Annotated in this window: 11 protein-coding genes; 6 read left to right on the top strand and 5 right to left on the bottom strand. The window is 66.7% G+C overall.

Annotation, left to right across the window (positions count from 1 at the left end):
* Positions 1-171 precede the first annotated feature (171 nt).
* The 3 genes from recC to recD are packed head-to-tail and all read left to right on the top strand — an operon-like array spanning position 172 to position 9,811.
* Entirely contained in the window at positions 172-3,756 is a 3,585-nt protein-coding gene (gene recC, locus FAZ97_RS20675; RefSeq protein ID WP_233271715.1) for an exodeoxyribonuclease V subunit gamma, read from the top strand.
* The gene (recB, locus tag FAZ97_RS20670; RefSeq protein WP_158760277.1) at positions 3,753-7,589 is read left to right on the top strand and encodes an exodeoxyribonuclease V subunit beta; all 3,837 of its coding nucleotides are present in this window, start codon (positions 3,753-3,755) and stop codon (positions 7,587-7,589) included. The genes recC and recB overlap by 4 nt, the downstream gene beginning before the upstream one ends.
* A complete protein-coding gene (recD, locus tag FAZ97_RS20665) occupies positions 7,586-9,811 on the top strand; it encodes an exodeoxyribonuclease V subunit alpha (protein ID WP_233271714.1) in 2,226 nt (741 codons plus the stop codon). Before recB ends, recD begins: the two co-directional genes overlap by 4 nt.
* Positions 9,812-9,887: 76 nt before the next feature.
* Here the strand turns inward: recD and FAZ97_RS20660 are convergent, their stop codons facing one another.
* From FAZ97_RS20660 to FAZ97_RS20645, 4 genes are all read right to left on the bottom strand, one after another.
* Complete coding sequence (locus tag FAZ97_RS20660) at positions 9,888-10,313, bottom strand: organic hydroperoxide resistance protein (RefSeq protein ID WP_092000433.1); 426 nt, start codon at positions 10,311-10,313, stop codon at positions 9,888-9,890.
* A 280-nt stretch (positions 10,314-10,593) separates the two neighbouring features.
* Positions 10,594-11,160 (bottom strand): TetR/AcrR family transcriptional regulator, encoded by a 567-nt coding sequence (locus FAZ97_RS20655; protein WP_158760276.1) that lies wholly within the window; start codon positions 11,158-11,160, stop codon positions 10,594-10,596.
* A 102-nt stretch (positions 11,161-11,262) separates the two neighbouring features.
* Positions 11,263-11,898, bottom strand: coding sequence for a LysE family translocator (locus FAZ97_RS20650; RefSeq protein WP_158760275.1), 636 nt, complete (start codon positions 11,896-11,898; stop codon positions 11,263-11,265).
* Positions 11,899-12,010: 112 nt separating this feature from the next.
* Positions 12,011-12,733 carry a CerR family C-terminal domain-containing protein gene (locus FAZ97_RS20645; protein ID WP_158760274.1) on the bottom strand — a complete coding sequence of 241 codons (723 nt, stop codon included), beginning with the start codon at positions 12,731-12,733 and terminating at the stop codon, positions 12,011-12,013.
* A gap of 95 nt (positions 12,734-12,828) precedes the next feature.
* On the opposite strand from FAZ97_RS20645, the gene FAZ97_RS20640 reads away from it, so the two are divergent.
* The 3 genes from FAZ97_RS20640 to FAZ97_RS20630 are packed head-to-tail and all read left to right on the top strand — an operon-like array spanning position 12,829 to position 17,069.
* Positions 12,829-13,968, top strand: coding sequence for an HlyD family secretion protein (locus FAZ97_RS20640; protein ID WP_158760273.1), 1,140 nt, complete (start codon positions 12,829-12,831; stop codon positions 13,966-13,968).
* Positions 13,901-15,547, top strand: coding sequence for an MDR family MFS transporter (locus FAZ97_RS20635; protein ID WP_158760272.1), 1,647 nt, complete (start codon positions 13,901-13,903; stop codon positions 15,545-15,547). The genes FAZ97_RS20640 and FAZ97_RS20635 overlap by 68 nt, the downstream gene beginning before the upstream one ends.
* 16 nt (positions 15,548-15,563) lie before the next feature.
* A complete protein-coding gene (locus tag FAZ97_RS20630; RefSeq protein WP_158760271.1) occupies positions 15,564-17,069 on the top strand; it encodes an efflux transporter outer membrane subunit in 1,506 nt (501 codons plus the stop codon).
* Here the strand turns inward: FAZ97_RS20630 and kdgR are convergent.
* Positions 17,066-17,887, bottom strand: a complete 822-nt coding sequence (gene kdgR, locus FAZ97_RS20625; RefSeq protein WP_233271713.1) for a DNA-binding transcriptional regulator KdgR — start codon at positions 17,885-17,887, stop codon at positions 17,066-17,068. The two genes, FAZ97_RS20630 and kdgR, sit on opposite strands and share 4 nt — an antisense overlap.
* Between the last annotated feature and the right edge of the window lie 42 nt (positions 17,888-17,929).

The raw sequence follows: 17,929 nt of genomic DNA, 5'->3' as shown, positions 1-17,929 counted from the left end.
TTGTCGTAAACTGTCGCAACACGCGGGCGCAAATGCCGCCCGCGCAATTCGTAACGGTAAGTACCGGCACCCAACACGAACTGGCGACATGGCCGCATTCTCATTTCTCCGCTTCCTCGCCCAAACGGCCCAACGCGTAACCAACGTGCGCCACGCGCGCCGGAGCCTCGCTTGAGCGCGCGCGAACTGCCCACGGGGCTGATGCTCGTTCACGGCAATCAGCCCGAGCGCATGCGCGACCTGATCGTGCACTGGATCGGCCAGAACCCGGTCGCGCCGCTCGAAAAGGAAATGTTCCTCGTACAGAGCAACGGCATCGCGCAGTGGCTCAAGCTCGCGTTCGCCGCCGACCCCGAGGAGGGCGGCTGCGGTATCGCGGCGGCGTTCGAAATGTCGCTGCCGTCGCGCTTCCTGTGGCAGGTGTATCGCGCGGTGCTCGGCAACGACGCGGTGCCGGCGGTCTCGCCGTTCGACAAGTCGCGCCTTGTTTGGCGTCTCATGCGTATGCTGCCCGCGCTGCTCGACGAACCGGGCTACGAGCCGCTCAAACGCTTCATGGCCAACGACGAGGACCAGCGCAAGTGCTTCCAGCTCGCGCAGCGCGTGGCGGACTTGCTCGACCAGTACCAGGTCTATCGCGCGGATTGGCTCGCGGCGTGGGCCGCGAACGAGGACGTGCTGATCGACGCGCGCAACGTGCGCACGCCGCTGCCCGAGGAGGCGCGCTGGCAGGCGGCGCTCTGGCGCGCGCTGCTCGCGGACGTGGGCGCGCAGGCGCCCGATGGTATCGGCCTGCGCGACACGGGCCGGGCCGCCGTGCACGAGGCATTCATGGCGCGCGCGCAGTCCTGGCAGGCGGGCGACGCGCGGCCGAAGGGACTGCCGCGCCGACTCGTCGTGTTCGGCATTTCGAGCCTTGCGCGCCAGTCGGTCGAAGTGCTCGCGGCGCTCGCGCGCTGGAGCCAGGTGCTGATGTGCGTGCACAACCCGTGCATGCACTACTGGGCCGACATCGTCGCCGACCAGGATCTGCTGCGCGCACGCCACGCGCGCCAGCGCCGCCGCGCGGGCGCGCCGGACCAGCTCGACGAGGCGCAGCTGCATCTGCATTCGCAGCCGCTGCTCGCGGCGTGGGGTAAGCAAGGGCGCGATTTCATCGGCCTGCTCGACGAATACGATAGCGACGAGGCGCGCGAGACGTACACGCCGCATTTCACGCGTATTGGCCAGCGTATCGATCTGTTCGATGGCGAGGACGCGCTCACGCTGCTCGCGCAGTTGCAGGACGACATTCGCGATCTGCGGCCGCTTGGCGAAACGCGCGACCATTGGGAGCCCGTCAACGCACAGGAGGACGAATCAATTCGATTTCACGTGGCGCACAGCGCGCAGCGCGAAGTGGAGATTCTGCACGACCGCCTGCTCGCCGCGTTCGCGGCGGACCCCACGCTGCGTCCGCGCGACGTGATCGTGATGGTGCCCGACATCGAGGTCTACGCGCCGCATATCCAGGCCGTGTTCGGCCTGCTCGACGGCAACGACCCGCGCAGTATCCCGTTCAGCGTGGCCGACCGCGCGCAGCGCGCGTTCGACCCGCTAATCGGCGCGCTGGAAATGCTGCTGTCGTTGCCGTACTCGCGCGTGACGGTGAGCGACGTGCTCGACCTGCTGGAGGTGCCAGCCGTACGCGCGCGCTTTGGCATCGACGTCGATGACGTGCCCACGCTGCGCAACTGGATCGACGGCGCGAATATCCGCTGGGGTCTGCATGCGGGTCAGCGTGCGAGCCTCGGGCTGCCCCAGGCCGACGAACTGAGCGCGCCCAATAGCTGGGCGTTCGGTCTGCGGCGCATGCTGCTGGGCTACGCCGCGGGCGAGCGCGCGGGTGCATGGCGCGGTATCGAGCCATACAGCGAAATCGGCGGCCTGGACGCCGCGTTGCTGGGCCCGCTCACGCGCCTCGTCGATGCGCTCGACCACGCATGGCGCACGTTGCGTGAACCGGCCACCGTGGAAGCGTGGTGCGAGCGTTTGCGTGCCTTGAAGGCGGCTTTTTTTGCGGCCCAGGACGAAGACGCCTACACACTCGACCGCCTCGACGGCGCGCTCGAAACGTGGCGCGAAGCCTGCGACGAAGCGGCGCTCACGCAGACCTTGCCACTCGCCATCGTCGCCGAGAACTGGCTCGCGGCGCTCGAAGGCGGCGGCCTCTCGCAGCGCTTCTTCGCGGGCGCGGTGACGTTCGCCACGCTCATGCCGATGCGCGCAATTCCGTTCCGCCGCGTGTGCCTGCTCGGCATGAACGACGGCGACTATCCGCGCAGCCGTACGCCGCTCGACTTCGACCTCATGCGCCGCGACTATCGTCCGGGCGACCGCTCGCGCCGCGAAGACGACCGTTATCTGTTTCTCGAGGCACTCCTCTCGGCGCGCGACCATCTGCACGTTTCGTGGATCGGGCGCAGCGTGACCGACAACACGCCGCGCCCGCCTTCGGTGCTGGTGGGGCAGTTGCGCGATCATCTCAAGGCCGGCTGGCGACTCGAAGGCGAGGAGGACGCCGATGGCGAAGCGCTGCTTGAAGCGTTGACCATCGAGCATCGTTTGCAGCCTTTCAGCCCGGACTATTTTCCGTCGCGCCCGGAAGCGGCGACGCTCTATACGTACGCGCACGAGTGGGCCAAGCCCGCAGACGTGCAGCCTGTCGCTGAAGCCAACGCGCAAGTGCTGGCGCCGCCTGAACGCGACGAGCCGCTTTCGATTCGCGAGCTTGGTGAATTCTTGCGTGAGCCGGTGCGCAGCTTCTTCCGGCAGCGTCTGCGCGTGGCGTTCGAAGCCGAAGACGCGGCGAGCGAAAATCACGAGCCCTTCGAGGTGGATGCGTTGGAGGCGTGGCAACTGCAAAGCGAACTGATCCGCGCGCAGGTCAGGGCGATGGAGCGCGGCGAAGACGATCTCGAACCGGCCGCGCTCGCGCGTCTGGAGCGCATGCATCGCAGCGGCGATCTCGCGACCGGCGGCTTTGGCGAAGTGATCGGCGAGGAGCTGCTTGCGCCGATGCCCGAGCTGTTCGCCGAATATCGCAAGGCGCTCGCGCGCTGGCCCGAGCCGCTCGAGCATCAATACGAGATTCGTCTCGATGTGACGCTGGAGGGCCGCACCGTTTCGCTCGACGACTGGCTCGGCGATTTGCGCGCGAGCCCGGACGGCGCACTCGGCCGCGTGATTCTGGAGCCGGGCACGCTCGTGAAGGACAGCCGCTATCGAAGCGATCGTCTCGTGCCTTACTGGGTTGCGCACGTTGCCGCGCAGATCGCGGCCGGGCCGGTGACCACGGTGATCGTGAGCAAGGTGGGCGTGGTGGAATTTGCGCCGCTCGATGCGCAGGTGGCGCGCGACTATCTGCTTGCGTTGCTTGCCGCATGGGACGACGGCGCGCGCCGGCCCTTGCCGCTCGCGGTGAAGACCGCGTTTGCCTGGCTGCGCAAGTTGCCGGACACTTTCGATGGCGCGCGCGCCACGGTGCCGGTAGAAGCGTGGGAAGCCGCGTGCACGGCCTACGAGGGCAACGGGCGTACGCCCGGCGAGCGCGAGACGAATCCGTATTTGCGCCGCGCCTTCCCCGATTTCGAGGCGCTTGCCGCCCACGACGATTTCATCACGCTCGCCACGACGCTGTTGCTGCCGGTGAGCCGCGCACCACTCGCGTCGTCGCGTGCGAAGCGAGCCTCGGGCGAGGCAGGAGAAAGGGCATGAATCCGCTCGGGACCCTGGATGCACACGCACTGGAGCCGCTGCGCTTCCCGCTTTACGGCAGCCGCCTGATCGAGGCCAGCGCGGGCACCGGCAAGACCTTTACGATCGCCATGCTGTACGTGCGCCTCGTGCTGGGGCACGGCGCGCTCAATGCGGCAAGCGGCGAGGCCGATGCCGATGACGAGGCGCGCACGGCAGGCCGCGCACTCACGCCGCCCGAGATTCTCGTGGTGACGTTTACCGACGCGGCGACGAAGGAGTTGCGCGAGCGTATTCGCGCGCGCCTCATTGAAGCGGCCGAATGCTTTCGCGTCGCGCCGGAAGACGTGCCCGAGCGCGAGCCCGGCGTCGACCTGTTGCACGACCTGCGCGAAGACTACGCGCCGGAGCAGTGGCCCGCCTGCGCGCGGCGCCTGCAACTTGCGGCCGAATGGATGGACGAGGCGGCCGTCTCGACGATCCACGGCTGGTGCAACCGCATGCTGAGCGAGCACGCGTTCGACAGCGACAGCCTCTTTTCGCAGACGCTCGAAACCGACCAGACGGAATTGCGCGCCGAAGTCGTGCGCGACTACTGGCGCACCTTCATGGCCCCGCTCGACGCGGCGAGCGCCGCCGAAGTCAGAGCATGGTTCGCGAGTCCGGACGAATTGCACAACGCGATACGCGGGCTGCTTCCCCACGCCGATCTTTTGGCGGATGCAAGCGACCCCGGCGCGGCGCTCGCCGACGCCCGCAAGCGCGCACGCGACGAACTCGAAACGTTGAAGGCGCCGTGGCCCGTCTGGATCGACGAGGTCGAGGCGCTGCTGAACGCGGCACGCGCGGCTAAACAGTTCGACGCCAGAAAGCTGAATACCAAGCACAGCGAAACGTGGATCGGCAAACTGCGCGACTGGGCCAACGATCCCGAGTCCGCGCATCCGGGCTTCGACGACAAGGCGGCCGTGTGGACGCGCCTCACGCCGGACGGCCTTGCCGAAATCTGGGTGAAGGGCGAACCGCCGGACCATGCCGCCTTCGTGGCGATGCAAACGCTGCGCGAATCGCTGGCCGCGCCGCCCGAGGCGAAGCAGGACCTGCTGTGCCACGCGGCGCGCTGGGTGGCGCGCCGCTTCGAGGAGGAAGAAGCGCGCCGCTCGCAAATGGGCTTCGACGATCTGCTCACGCGGCTGCGCGCGGCACTGCAGCGCGAGAACGGCGCGCGTCTGGCGGAAATCATCCGCAAGCAGTATCCGGCCGCGCTCATCGACGAGTTTCAGGACACAGACCCGGTTCAGTATCAGATCTTCGACTCGGTCTACCGTATCGCCGAAAACGACACCGGGACGGCGATCGTCCTGATCGGCGACCCGAAGCAGGCGATCTACGCGTTTCGCGGAGCGGACATCTACACCTACCTGCGTGCGCGCCGTGCCTGCGAAGGGCGGCTCTATACGCTCAAGAAGAATTTCCGCTCCACGCGCGCGATGGTCGAGGCGGTGAACCGCTGTTTCGAGGCAGCCGAATCCCGTCCCGAGGGTAGCGGTGCATTTTTGTTTCGCAGCCCTGATGGAAGCGGGAACGCGTTGCCGTTCGTCGCCGCCGATGCGCATGGACGTCCCGAGAAGCTGGTCGCAGCCGGCGCGCCGCTGCCCGCGCTCAACGTCTTCTGGATGCCGCCTGCCGCAGATGGCAAGCCGCTCAGCAAGGGCGCGTATCTCGCGGGCATGGCGGGGAGCTGCGCGACCGAGATGGTGCGTCTGCTCAATCTCGGCCAGGAGTACGCAGCGGGTTTCTCGGGCGAACACGGCATGCGGCCGTTGCAGCCCGCCGATATGGCCGTGCTCGTGAACAACCGCAGCGAGGCGCAGGCGATACGCGAAGCCCTGGCGGCGCGCGGCGTGCGCAGCGTCTATCTTTCGGATCGCGACTCGGTCTACCAGACGCCGCAGGCCGAAGAGCTGCGCTACTGGCTCGCGGCTTGCGCCGAGCCCGACGACGGCCGCTTCGTGCGCACGGCGCTCGCGACGCCCACGCTCGGGCTCGAATGGGCCGAACTCGACCGGCTCGGGCACGACGAGATCGCGTGGGAGTCGCGTGTGCTGCAGTTCCGCGAGTACCGCGAGTGCTGGCGCAGGAAGGGCGTGCTGCCGATGTTGCGCCGCCTCTTCAACGACTTTCACGTGCCGCAGCGCTTGCTTGGCGAGGCCGCTGGCGCGGGACTGAACGGCGAGCGCGCGCTCACGAACCTGCTGCATCTCGCCGAACTGCTGCAACAGGCGAGCACGCAACTCGATGGCGAACACGCGTTGATCCGCTATCTCGACGAGCAGCGCGAAGACGAAAGCGCGGGCGGCGGGGGGGACGCGCGCCAGTTGCGTCTGGAAAGCGACGCGGGGCTCGTGCAGGTGGTCACGATTCACAAGTCGAAGGGCCTCGAATATCCTCTCGTGTTTTTGCCGTTCGCGTGCGCACACCGCGCCGTCAAGCCCGACGACGTGCCGTTCAAATGGCACGACGACGAAGGCGAATTGCGCGTCACGCTGGAGGCCGACGCGCGCGTGCTGAGTCAGGCCGATCGCGAACGCCTGGGCGAAGATCTGCGCAAGCTCTACGTTGCGCTCACGCGCGCCCGTTACGCGACGTGGGTCGGCTATGGACCGGTGCAAGGTGTCGAGGCGAGTGCATTCGGTTATCTGATGGGCGGCGGCGCGGCCATTCCTGCTGAGGAAACCGAAGCATTCCTCGATGCGTTGCGCGGACCCTGCGCGGATATCGCCGTGGCGAGCGCGCCAGAAGCACGCCGCGACGTGCTTGCGCTGCGCGACATCGGCGCCGTGCGCGGCGAAGCGCGCACGCTCGCGCATCGTGAGCGCGAACGCTGGTGGATCGCGAGCTATTCGAGTCTGAAGACGGTCGAAACGTCGATCGGTTCGGGCGTTCCCGTCGAAGCGGACGATGCGCGCGGCGCGCCCGACACACGCAGCGAAGACGTGTTCCTCGAACTGCTCGACGCGAGCGTGCCGCCCGAGGACGACGAGGCATTCGCCAGCGCCGGGCAAGCGCTCGTCGCCCCCGCGCTTGCGCCGATGCACGGCTTCGAGCGCGGCGCGGACGCGGGCACCTTCCTGCATGAACTAATGGAATGGGCGGCCAACGAAGGCTTCGCCGAGATCGCGCAAGACGAGGCACGTGTGCGCGACATGGTTGCGCGCCGTTGCAGCGTGCGCGGCTGGTCGCACTGGATCGAAACGCTCACGGCGTGGATGCTCGAACTCGTGCGCACGCCGCTGCGGCTGCCCGATATCGAAGGCGAGCACGTGGCCCCCGTGGCGTTCGCGCAGTTCGAACCCGGTGCGTACATGGCCGAACTGGAGTTCTGGGTCACGGCGCATGCCGTCGATACGCTGGCGATCGATGCGCTCGTCACCGAATTCACGCTGGATGGCGAGGCGCGCCCCGCGCTCGACGCCGCCACGCTCAACGGCATGCTCAAGGGCTTCATGGATCTCGTGTTCGAACACGAGGGCCGCTACTACGTGGCCGACTACAAGTCGAACTGGCTCGGTCCCGACGATGCTTCCTATACGGCCGCGAAAATGCGCGCGCAGATCCTCCATTCGCGTTACGAACTGCAATACGTGCTTTATTTGTTCGCGCTGCACCGGCTGCTCAAGGCGCGCTTGCCCGATTACGACTACGACCGCCACGTGGGCGGGGCCGTCTATCTATTCCTGCGTGGAGGTCGTGCGCCGGGGCAGGGCCTGCATTGCGAGCGGCCGCCGCGTGAGCTGATCGAACGACTCGACGCGCTTTTCGCGCGTCGCAACGCGCTGGAGGATGTGGCATGACGAGGCGCCGCACGAAAGGGCAGGACGGCCTCACCGGCGATCTGTTCGAGAATCTGGAGATGCCGGACGTCGAGCCGCAATCGAGGCCAGGCGTCGCGCGCGAAACGGCCCAGCACATGCTCGGCGTGCTCGACAACTGGGTGGAGCGCGGCTGGCTGCGTACGCTCGACGCCGCATTCGCGCGCTTTCTGTGGACCGAAGCGCCGCACAGTGAGCCGTTGTTGCTGCTCGCGGCCGCGCTGGCGAGCCACCAGCTCGGGCGCGGTCATGTGTGTCTCGACCTGAAGGCCACGCTGGAAGACCCGGCATTCGCGCTTTCCTTGCCGCCCGACGGACCGCAGGTGCAGGCCGCGGTGCCCGCGCAGCCGCCTGCCGAAGTGCTCGCGGGCGTCACGCTCGCGCAATGGCGCGCGGCGCTCGCTGCGCCCGATCTGGTGAGCGAAGAGACAGCGGCTACCGATGTAGCGGAGGGCAACGCGCCGCTCGTGCTTGTGGGTACGCGGCTTTATTTGCGGCGCTATTGGCAATACGAACAGGACGTGCGCGAGGGGATCGAGCGCCGGCTTGGGCGCGCCGCGCGGCTCGAAGCCGCGCTGCCGCTCGACGTCGCGCGCGCGGCGCTCGATGCGCTGTTCGCGCCGCGCAACGGCGAGGCACGAGCCGGTCAAACTGCGCGCGCCGCCGACTGGCAAAAGCTCGCCTGCGCGCTCGCCGCGCGCAGCGCGTTCAGTATCGTCACGGGTGGCCCGGGCACAGGTAAAACGACTACGGTCGTGAGATTATTGGCACTCCTGCAAACACTCGCACTGGGCCGCGCGGGGCAGGGAACGCCTGCCGCGCGGCCTTTGCGCATTCGGCTCGCGGCGCCGACCGGCAAGGCCGCGGCGCGTTTGAACGAATCGATTGCGGGCGCGGTGGAACGGCTGCCGTTCGACGCGCTGCAGGCGCATGTGGACGCCGTGGCGCTGCGTAAAGCGATTCCGACTGTCGTGACCACGCTGCATCGCGTGCTCGGCACGCGGCCCGGCAGCCGGCGCTTCCGCCATGACGCCGCGAACCCGCTGCCGGTGGATGTGCTCGTGATCGACGAGGCCTCGATGGTCGACCTCGAGATGATGGCCGCCGTGCTCGACGCGCTGCCGCCCTCCGCGCGGCTCATCCTGCTCGGCGACAAGGATCAGCTCGCGTCGGTCGAAGCGGGCGCGGTGCTCGGCGAACTGTGCGACCGGGCGCGCGAAGGCCACTACACGCAAGCGTCGCGCGCGTGGCTCGAAGCGTCCACGGGCGAGCGCATCGATGCCGTCATGCTCGACGCGCACGGTCTGCCGCTCGACCAGGCTATCGCGATGCTGCGCGAGAGCCATCGCTTCGCATCGGAAAGCGGTATCGGCGCGCTGGCTGAACTCGTCAATACGGGCGACGCCGTGGGTGTCGCGAAGATCTGGTCACGCGGTTACGACGATCTCGCGCGGCTTGTCTGTCCCGCCGACGATGACGGCCCGTTGCGCTCGCTGATCGTCGATGGCCGCGTGGGCGAACAAGGCGCCGCGCACGCGCAACGCCAGGGCTACCGGCACTATCTGGAAACGATGCGAACGACGCGGCCCGAGCCCGGTGCTGCGGCCGATGCGCTTACCCTCTGGGCCGCGGGCGTGCTGAAGGCGCACGGCGCGTTTCAGTTGCTGTGCGCGCTGCGGCGCGGTCCGTGGGGCGTCGAAGGCCTGAACCGGCGCGTCGCGCGCCTGCTGCAGGAAGAAGGGCTCATCGAAGCGCACGGCGACTGGTACGCGGGCCGGCCCGTGCTCGTCATGCACAACGACTACGAGCTTGGGCTCATGAACGGCGATATCGGCATTGCGCTGGACCTGCCCGTTGCGGCGGGCGAGCCGCCCGTGTTGCGCGTGGCGTTCCCGGCCGGCGACGGCTCGGGCGGCGTGAAATGGGTGTCGCCGAGCCGGCTGCAGGGCGTGGAAACCGTGTTCGCGCTCACCGTCCACAAATCGCAGGGCTCGGAGTTCACGCACGCCGCGCTCGTGCTGCCCGATACGTACAGCCCCATTCTCACGCGCGAACTCGTCTACACCGGCATCACGCGTGCGCGTGCGTTTCTCACGCTCGCTGTGCCCGAGGGCCGCTCCGTGCTCGATCGCGCGGTGCTCGCCAAGGTGCAGCGCGCAAGCGGCCTGATGGCGGGACTCGCACGCGACGCGCAGGCCGCATGAGCGGTACAAAAAAGTCGAGGGCCGCTTATGGCGGCCCTCGAGTTGTGTTGCATCTCGCTCGCGTGGAGCGTGACGCTTAAACGATCGTGAGCGTCACGTCGATGTTGCCGCGCGTGGCGTTCGAGTACGGGCACACGATATGGGCCTTGTCGACGAGCGCCTGGGCAGCCGCGCGGTCCATGCCGGGCAGCGAAATCTTCAGTTCGACTTCAATGCCGAAGCCATTCGGAATCTGGCCGATGCCGACATTGCCGGTGATCGACAGATCGGCGGGCAGGGCGATCTTGTCGCGCGCCGAGACGAACTTCATCGCGCCGATGAAGCAGGCGCTATAGCCCGCGGCGAACAGTTGCTCAGGGTTCGTGCCGTCGCCGCCCGCGCCGCCGAGTTCACGCGGCGTGGTGAGCTTGAGGTCGAGGTGGCTGGCGGGGATGACGGCGCGGCCATCGCGGCCACCGGTGACGTTGGCTTCGGCGCGGTAGAGGACTTTTTCGATCGACATGACAGGCTCCTTTGAGCAAAGACGGTTCGTTGAAAGTACGGCGGAGTACAGCGTTCAATTTACTGATGCAAGGCGACAGCCATGTGCATCAGGGTCCAGCAGAAGAGCAGCGCTTGCGAGTTTCCGGTCGTCAACTTTTGCAGTCTATCTATTGCCAGATAGATTTCCGGTCGTCGAAACACGTTCATGATGCTCCTCTTTCTAGCTATCTATCAGAAGATAGAGAAAACGGGCTAATAAAAGAGGCGGCTAGCCGCCCCGGATGACGGGCAAGAATCCTTCACTGCGCCACGCGCCACATGGCTTCGACATCTTCGAGGCGCGACTTCGTATGAAACAGCCGGCTCGCCAGCACGCTGCCCTGCAAGGCCGCGAACAACGTGCGGGCCGCGCTTTCGGGCTTGTCCTTCGCGACCAGCGTGCCTTCTTTCGCGCCCTGGGCCAGCACCTCGGCCAGCCAGGTTTCGTTGGCGCGGAAAAACGCCTGCACTGCCTGACGCACGGTTTCCGGCAGCGACTCGATGTCGGCGGCCAGCATGCCGCACAGACAGATCTGGTTGCCGTCGCCCAGCGTCTTGCCGAAGAGTCGCGTGTACGTAGCGAGCTTTTCGCGCGCCGGGAGCGCTGCATCGATCGACTGCAATCCCGCCATGACCTCGCCGCTGTACTGGTTCACAGCCTCCAGCACCAGGTCGTCTTTCGACGGGAAGTAATAATGAATGCTTGACGTTTTCACGCCCACCAGCTCGGACAGGTCGCGGTAACTGAACCCGTTGTACCCGCGCAGCATCATGAGCGTGATGGCGTGGTCGAGAACCTGTTCCCGCACTGTCAACTTCGTATCCATGGGCTCCAATTTATCTACTGGCAGATAGATTGTCAAGTGCCTCATGCAAAATATTTGCGGGACGCCGGGCGCGACCGCTGGGCCGCGTCCGGCGGGGCGGTGTCAGATACCGCGATGCCCGGCGCTGAAAATCAGGCGCAGGCCCAGTGCCGCGATGGCGCCGGCCGCGATACGGTCGATCCAGCCTTTGGCGCGCAGATAGAGATCGCGCGGACGCTGGCTCGAAAAGCACAGCGCGACGACCGCGTACCAGCCGGTTTCAATCGCGAACACGAGCGGCGGCAACGCGAAGTAGCACCACAGCGGCGGGTTATGCGGCAGGAGCGCGACGAAGATGCCGCCATAGGCAATGGCCGTTTTCGGGTTGCTCAACTGGGTGGTGAGTCCGCTCCAGTACGATTTGCCGGGGCGCTCGTCCGGTGCGGCCGACTTGCTCACCGTGACCGGCGTGCCGGCGCCGCGCCAGATGCGCGAAGCGATATAGAGCAGGTAGACGCCGCCCGCGATCTTGAGCGCCGCGTACAGCCAGGCAACGGTGGCGAGCAGGGTGTAGAGCCCGGCGAGCGCGATGCCCGCGAAGCAGATCGCACCGGTGCCCATGCCGAGCGCGGTGGCGACGCCGTCGCGGCGCGACAAACCAATCGAGTTGCGCGCGACAAGCACGAAGCTTGGGCCGGGGCTCATGGCCCCGAGTAGAACAGCGAGGAGAATGCTGGCAACGGCGGCGAGGGGAGACATGCTGGCGGCTCCGTGCGGGAGGGAATCCCGAACACTAACACGCTCGGAGATGCGCCGCGAGGGTTCAATACTTGCGTAACGGGATCGTGCGGACCGCCCGAATAGTGCTTAGTTATTCTGAGCGATTGTGCTTGTCGCGCTCGCGATTCCAGTGGTGCAGCAGCACACGCGTTTGATCCGCGATGCTCACCTTCAGGAAGTCGGCTTTCGCTCTGTCGATGTCGTCCCAGCCGAGCATCGTGAGCGTGGAGCGGCGCGCAATGAAGAACAGCAGAAATTGCCCGTACAAACTGAACATGCGTACCACGGTGAGCGGATCGTCGGCCGGCATGCCGGTAATGCGCTCGAGCAGGTCCACGTTGATGGTGTTCAGCGGCGTGCGCACGCGCTCGCGGAGGATTTCCGAGCCGATCTCCGGTTCGCCGCCGCCCTGTTCGCGCGCGAAGAAGAGGCGCTGGTCGGGTCCGTGCTGCTTGACGAAGGAACGGTCGGCCACGGCCGACTGGATGTCGATGAAGGCGTCGATTAGCGCTTCGGTGTCCGCGTTGCGTTCGAGCGCTTCGCGTGCGCGCTCCACGGCGGGCGCGAACGACTGCCACGACTCGTCGGCGATCGACTCCGCGCAGGCGCGGTAGAGGCCTTCCTTGTTCTCGAAGTAATACTGCAGCGCCGGTGCGTTCACGCCCGCGCGCGCGGCGATGTCGCGCGTGGAGGCGCCGTCGAAGCCGTGCTGCCCGAACAGGCTGATCGCCGCCTCGATGATCTTGCGGCGTGTTTCGTCGCCACGCGCATAGCCTCCTTCGGGCGAACGTCGCAGTTTCTTACCTTCGCTCATGCCTTTCCTTTCGTATCCCTGCGAAATATAACACTTGACACAGTTTTTCCAAGTGGAATAATTTTGCCGACTGGAATAAATTGAGAAACAACAATATGTCTACGACTGCAGGCGCGCCCGGACGCGATGTGCCGGACGCCGCCACCGCGCCCGCGCGAAGCGGCGCAAAACGAACCATTCTGATCGTGCTGGGACTCGCGGCGCTCGTCGCCGCGGCGGTGTGGCTTGGCCACTGGTGGGTCGTCGGGCGCTTCATCGAATCCACTGACGACGCCTATCTGCAAGCCGATAGCGTGACGATCGCCCCGAAGGTGAGCGGCTATGTCACGGACGTCTACGTGGCCGACAACCAGGCCGTGAAGGTGGGCGATCCGCTCGTGAAGCTCGATGCACGCCAGTATCAGGTCGCGCTCGACCAGGCACAGGCCACCGTCGACGCGCGCACGGCGGACATCGAGCACGCGCAGGCGCAGATCGAGCAGCAGCGGGCGAACGTCGCCCAGGCGCAGGCGCAGCAGGAAGTCGCCCAGGTGAGCTTGCGCCACGCGAACGACGAAGTCGCGCGCTACGCACCGCTCGCGGCCACCGGTGCGGAAACGACCGAACGCCTTGCCGAACTCAAGAGCGAACGCGACAAGGCGCAGGCCACGCTCGCCGCCGACGCTGCCGCCGTCACGTCCGCACGCTCGCAGATCTCGGCGGTGAACGCCCAGCTCTCGCAGGCGCGCGCGCAACTCGAGGCGGCGCGGGCGAACGCCGCGCAGTCTCAGCTCGACCTCGACAACACGGTGGTCAAGAGTGCGCTTGCGGGCCGCGTGGGCGATCGCACCGTGCGCGTGGGCCAGTACGTGCAGCCGGGTACGCGCATGCTGACCGTCGTGCCGGTGCAGCGCACCTACCTCACGGCGAACTTCAAGGAAACGCAGATCGGCCGCATGCGCGCGGGCCAGCCCGTGGAACTGCATGTCGACGCGCTGCCTGGCCACACGCTGCACGGCGTGGTGGACAGCTTCTCGCCGGGCACCGGCGCGCAGTTCGCGCTGCTGCCGCCGGAGAACGCCACCGGCAACTTCACGAAGATCGTGCAACGCGTGCCGGTGCGCATCCGCCTCGAAACCGGGCCGGAAACGCGCAGCGTGCTGCTGCCGGGCATGTCGGTAACGGTCGATGTCGACACACGTTCCGCGCGTGAAGACGACCGCCGTATCGATCAAGAGAACCACCGTGGCGAATAAGGCTGCGGCAGCGCTGCCGCATCCGCATGGTGAGCGCGCGAGCGTGGCCGACTGGATCGCCGTCGCGGCGGGCGCGCTCGGCGCGTTGATGGCCACACTCGACATTTCGATCACGAACTCGGCGCTGCCGCAGATCCAGGGGCAAATTGGCGCGACGGGCACCGAAGGCACGTGGATCTCCACGGGCTATCTGATGTCCGAGATCGTGATGATTCCGCTCGCCGCGTGGCTCACGCGTGTATTCGGACTGCGAAATTTTCTGCTGGCGAACTCGGCGCTCTTCATCGCTTTTTCGATGATGTGCGGCTGGTCGAATACGCTTGGCATGATGATCGCCGGGCGCATTGGCCAGGGCTTCACCGGCGGCGCGATGATCCCGACCGGCCAGACCATCATCCGCACGCGCCTGCCGCTTTCGCAGCTGCCCGTGGGCATGACGGTGTTCGGGCTGATCGTGCTGCTCGGCCCGCTGCTCGGGCCCGTAGTGGGCGGCTGGCTCGCGGAGAACATCAGCTGGAGCTGGTGCTTCTTCATCAATCTGCCGGTGTGTCTCGCGCTTATCACGCTGCTGCTCGTCGGGCTCGAACCCGACCGGCCGCACTGGGAAGCCTTTCTCAAGGCGGACTGGCTCGGCATTGTCGGCTTGGCGGTGGGCCTTAGCTCGCTGACCGTCGTGCTCGAAGAAGGGCAGCGCGAGCGCTGGTTCGAGTCGCATTTCATCGTCACGCTCACGTGGGTCACGCTCGCGGGCATGGCGCTCATCGCGATTTCGCAGTTCACCGCGAAAAAGCCCATTCTGCGGCTCTCGCTCATGCGCAATCCGCGTTATGCGAGCGTGATCATCATCGTGTTCGCGGTGGGGGCCGGGCTTTATGGCATTTCGTATCTGCTGCCGCAGTTTCTCAGCCTCGTTGCGGGCTATAACGCCCAGCAGTCCGGCGCGATCATGCTGCTCTCGGGGGTGCCAGCCTTCCTCGTGATGCCGATCCTGCCGCGCTTGCTGGGCAAGGTGGATTTTCGCATCCTCGTGGTGTCCGGGCTGCTGCTCTTCACGCTGAGCTGCATGCTCGACATTTCGCTCACGGCGCAGAGCGTGGGCCACGATTTCGTGTGGTCGCAGCTCGTGCGCGGCGTGGCGCAGATGCTCGCCATGATGCCGCTGAACCAGGCCTCGATGGCGGCGGTGTCGCGCGAAGATTCCGGCGACGCGGCCGGGCTCTACAACATGGCGCGCAACCTGGGCGGCTCGGTGGGCCTTGCGATCATCGGCACGCTCATCGACCGGCGCGAGACTTTCCATACCGCCGTGCTGCGCGAATCGCTGAGCGCCAATTCGATCATCGGCCAGGAGCGTGTGGCGGCGAGCGCGGCCAACTGGTTTACGCAGACCGGCGACATGGCGCACTCGCAAATGCAGGCGCTCGGCCAGATTGCGGCGCAGATCTCGCAGCAATCGATGGTCATCACGTACTCCGAAACATTCTGGGTGCTCGGCATCGCACTGGCGGCTTGCGTGCCGCTCGCGCTCCTGCTCAAGAAGCCGCAGCCCGGCGCGCAAGCGCCGTCCGGCGGACACTGAAGATTATCTCTGACTCATGACGGCAATCCGTTACTCCCGTATTCCCTATGCCGCGCTGAGCGCGCTCGCTGCCGCCTGCGCGCTGTCCGCCTGCACCGTGGGTCCCGACTATCGCGGCGCACCGGCGGTTGCACCCGAAGCGGCGAATGCCGCGTCGTTCATGCGCACGCCCGCCCAAGGCGTGACACCCGCGCGCGCGCCGGCCCAATGGTGGCTCGCGCTGAACGACCCGCAACTGAACACGCTGATCGAAGCGGCGCTCGTCCACAATCCCGATGTGCGCGCGGCGCAGGCGCGTTTGCGCGCCTCGCGTGCGCAACTGCAGCAGCAGCGCGCCGCCGAACTGCCGAAGGTCGGCGCCAGCGCGGCGGCGATCCGCATGCGCGAGCCGGACCTGAGCGCTTTGACGTCGGGCAGCAGCTCGGGTCAGGGCGGTTCTTCGGGTGGCGGCCCGATCACGTTCTACACGGCAGGCTTCGACGCGTCGTGGGAAATCGACCTGTTCGGCGGCACGCGCCGCGCCGTGGAAGCGGCCAGCGACGAGGCCGATGCCGTGAACGCCGATCTTGCGGACACCCAGGTATCGCTCGCCGCCGAAGTCGCGCAAGCCTACATCGACCTGCGCGACGAACAGCAGCGTCTTGCCATCGCGCAGCACACGGCGCAGTTGCAGCAGGAGATGCTCACGCTCACCGAGCAGCGCCGCGCTGGCGGCACCGCTGCCGAGGTGGATGTGGAGCGGCTCACCACGCAGGTCGAAAACACGCGCTCCACGATCACGCCGCTCGCGGCGCAAGTGGAAATATCGCTGGATCAACTGGCGGTGCTTACGGGCAAGGCGCCTGGCGCGCTGGACGCGGAGCTTGCCGCGGCGCAGCCGCTGCCCACGCTGCCCGCAAGCGTGCCGGTGAGCGACCCCACCATGATGCTCGCGCAGCGCCCCGATATTCGTGCGGCGGAGCGGCGTCTTGCTTCGAGCAATGCGCAGATCGGTGAGCACGTAGCGGACTTTCTGCCCAAGCTCACGCTGTTCGGCGACCTCGGTTTTTCGGCGGCGGAGCCGGGCCACCTGTTCCGCAAGAGCAATTTCAGCTGGGTCGGCGCGCCGTATCTGCAGTGGAACGTGTTCGACTTCGGGCGCACACTGGGCGCGGTGCGGGGCGCAGAAGCGTCGCGCGACGAAGCCGAAGCGCGCTACGAGAAGGCCGTGCTGGCGGCGCTGCAGGACGCGAACGCGTCGCTCTCGCGCTATGGCTATCAGCGCGAGCATCTCGTGACCTTGCAGAAAGTGCAGGTTTCCGCCGAGCGTTCCGCGACACTCATGCGCCAGCGCTATCGCGCGGGGGCGTCGAGCCTTGTCGATCTGCTCGACACGCAGCGCACGGAATTCGCCGCGCAGCAGAATGTGGTGTCGGGCCAGGCCGATTTGCTCAAGGACTTCGTGTCGCTGCAAAAGAGTCTGGGTCTCGGCTGGCAGACCGCCACGACGGCCTCGGCCGCTGCAGCGGCAACGCCGGGCTAACCGGGTTCGGCGGGCGCATGCTCGTGCGCGGCCGGCTCGCAATAGCCGAGCCGCGCCGAGATCGCCGCGCCCGCGCGCTTGAGCAGGGCGACGTAGTGCGCTTTCGTGTCCGCGCCGCAGCGCATGGTCGGAAACGAGATCGAGAGGCCGGCGATCACATGCCCGAAGCGGTCGAACACCGGCACCGCCAGGCACTGCAAACCCTCTTCCTGTTCCTCGTTGTCTTCGCCATAACCCTGTTCGCGCACGTGCGGGAGGATGTTCAGCACCGCGTCGGCGGACGTGAGCGTTTTTTGCGTCGACTTCCTGAATTCCACATGCGAGAGCGTTTCTTTTGCGTCGGCGGGCGGCATGAACGCGAGCAGCACTTTGCCGATTGCCGTGCTATGCAGCGGATTGCGCCGGCCGATGCGCGACTGCATACGCAGGCCGTAATCGCAGTCGATCTTGTGGATATAGATGATGGCGTCTTCGTCGAACGCGCCCAGGTGAACCGCTTCGCGCGTGGCCTGCGCGATGCGTCGCATTTCGATGTCGGCCTCGCGCACGAGGTCGACGCTTTCGAGCGCCTTCGCGCCCAGTTCGAACAACCGGATCGTCAGACGATAGCGGTCGGTTTCGACTTCCTGCGCGACATAGCCTAGCGCCTTCAGCGTTTGCAGCACGCGGTGCACGGTGGTCTTGGAAAGCGCGAGCCGCTGCGAAAGCTCGCTGATGCCGATCGGCCCGTTCTCGCCCAGCGCGCCGAGAATCGCGAACACGCGGCCGATCGACGAGACCGATTCGCCTTTCTCCGTGCTGCTGTCCGTTTCGTTCATTGCGTGCTCCTGTGCGCCGCGCTGCCCTCTACCCGAATATGT

The organism is Paraburkholderia acidiphila, assembly GCF_009789655.1.
GTDB lineage: Bacteria > Pseudomonadota > Gammaproteobacteria > Burkholderiales > Burkholderiaceae > Paraburkholderia > Paraburkholderia acidiphila.
This window is presented reverse-complemented; position numbering and strand designations above follow the sequence as displayed.

What these genes read in the sequence shown, in the direction of transcription:
- recB (WP_158760277.1), top strand. Translation starts at nt 3,753, where the DNA reads ATGAATCCGCTCGGGACCCTGGATGCACACGCACTGGAGCCGCTGCGC.
- recD (WP_233271714.1), top strand. Translation starts at nt 7,586, where the DNA reads ATGACGAGGCGCCGCACGAAAGGGCAGGACGGCCTCACCGGCGATCTG.
- FAZ97_RS20660 (WP_092000433.1), bottom strand. Translation starts at nt 10,313, where the DNA reads ATGTCGATCGAAAAAGTCCTCTACCGCGCCGAAGCCAACGTCACCGGT.
- FAZ97_RS20655 (WP_158760276.1), bottom strand. Translation starts at nt 11,160, where the DNA reads ATGGATACGAAGTTGACAGTGCGGGAACAGGTTCTCGACCACGCCATC.
- FAZ97_RS20650 (WP_158760275.1), bottom strand. Translation starts at nt 11,898, where the DNA reads ATGTCTCCCCTCGCCGCCGTTGCCAGCATTCTCCTCGCTGTTCTACTC.
- FAZ97_RS20645 (WP_158760274.1), bottom strand. Translation starts at nt 12,733, where the DNA reads ATGAGCGAAGGTAAGAAACTGCGACGTTCGCCCGAAGGAGGCTATGCG.
- FAZ97_RS20640 (WP_158760273.1), top strand. Translation starts at nt 12,829, where the DNA reads ATGTCTACGACTGCAGGCGCGCCCGGACGCGATGTGCCGGACGCCGCC.
- FAZ97_RS20635 (WP_158760272.1), top strand. Translation starts at nt 13,901, where the DNA reads ATGTCGACACACGTTCCGCGCGTGAAGACGACCGCCGTATCGATCAAG.
- FAZ97_RS20630 (WP_158760271.1), top strand. Translation starts at nt 15,564, where the DNA reads ATGACGGCAATCCGTTACTCCCGTATTCCCTATGCCGCGCTGAGCGCG.
- kdgR (WP_233271713.1), bottom strand. Translation starts at nt 17,887, where the DNA reads ATGAACGAAACGGACAGCAGCACGGAGAAAGGCGAATCGGTCTCGTCG.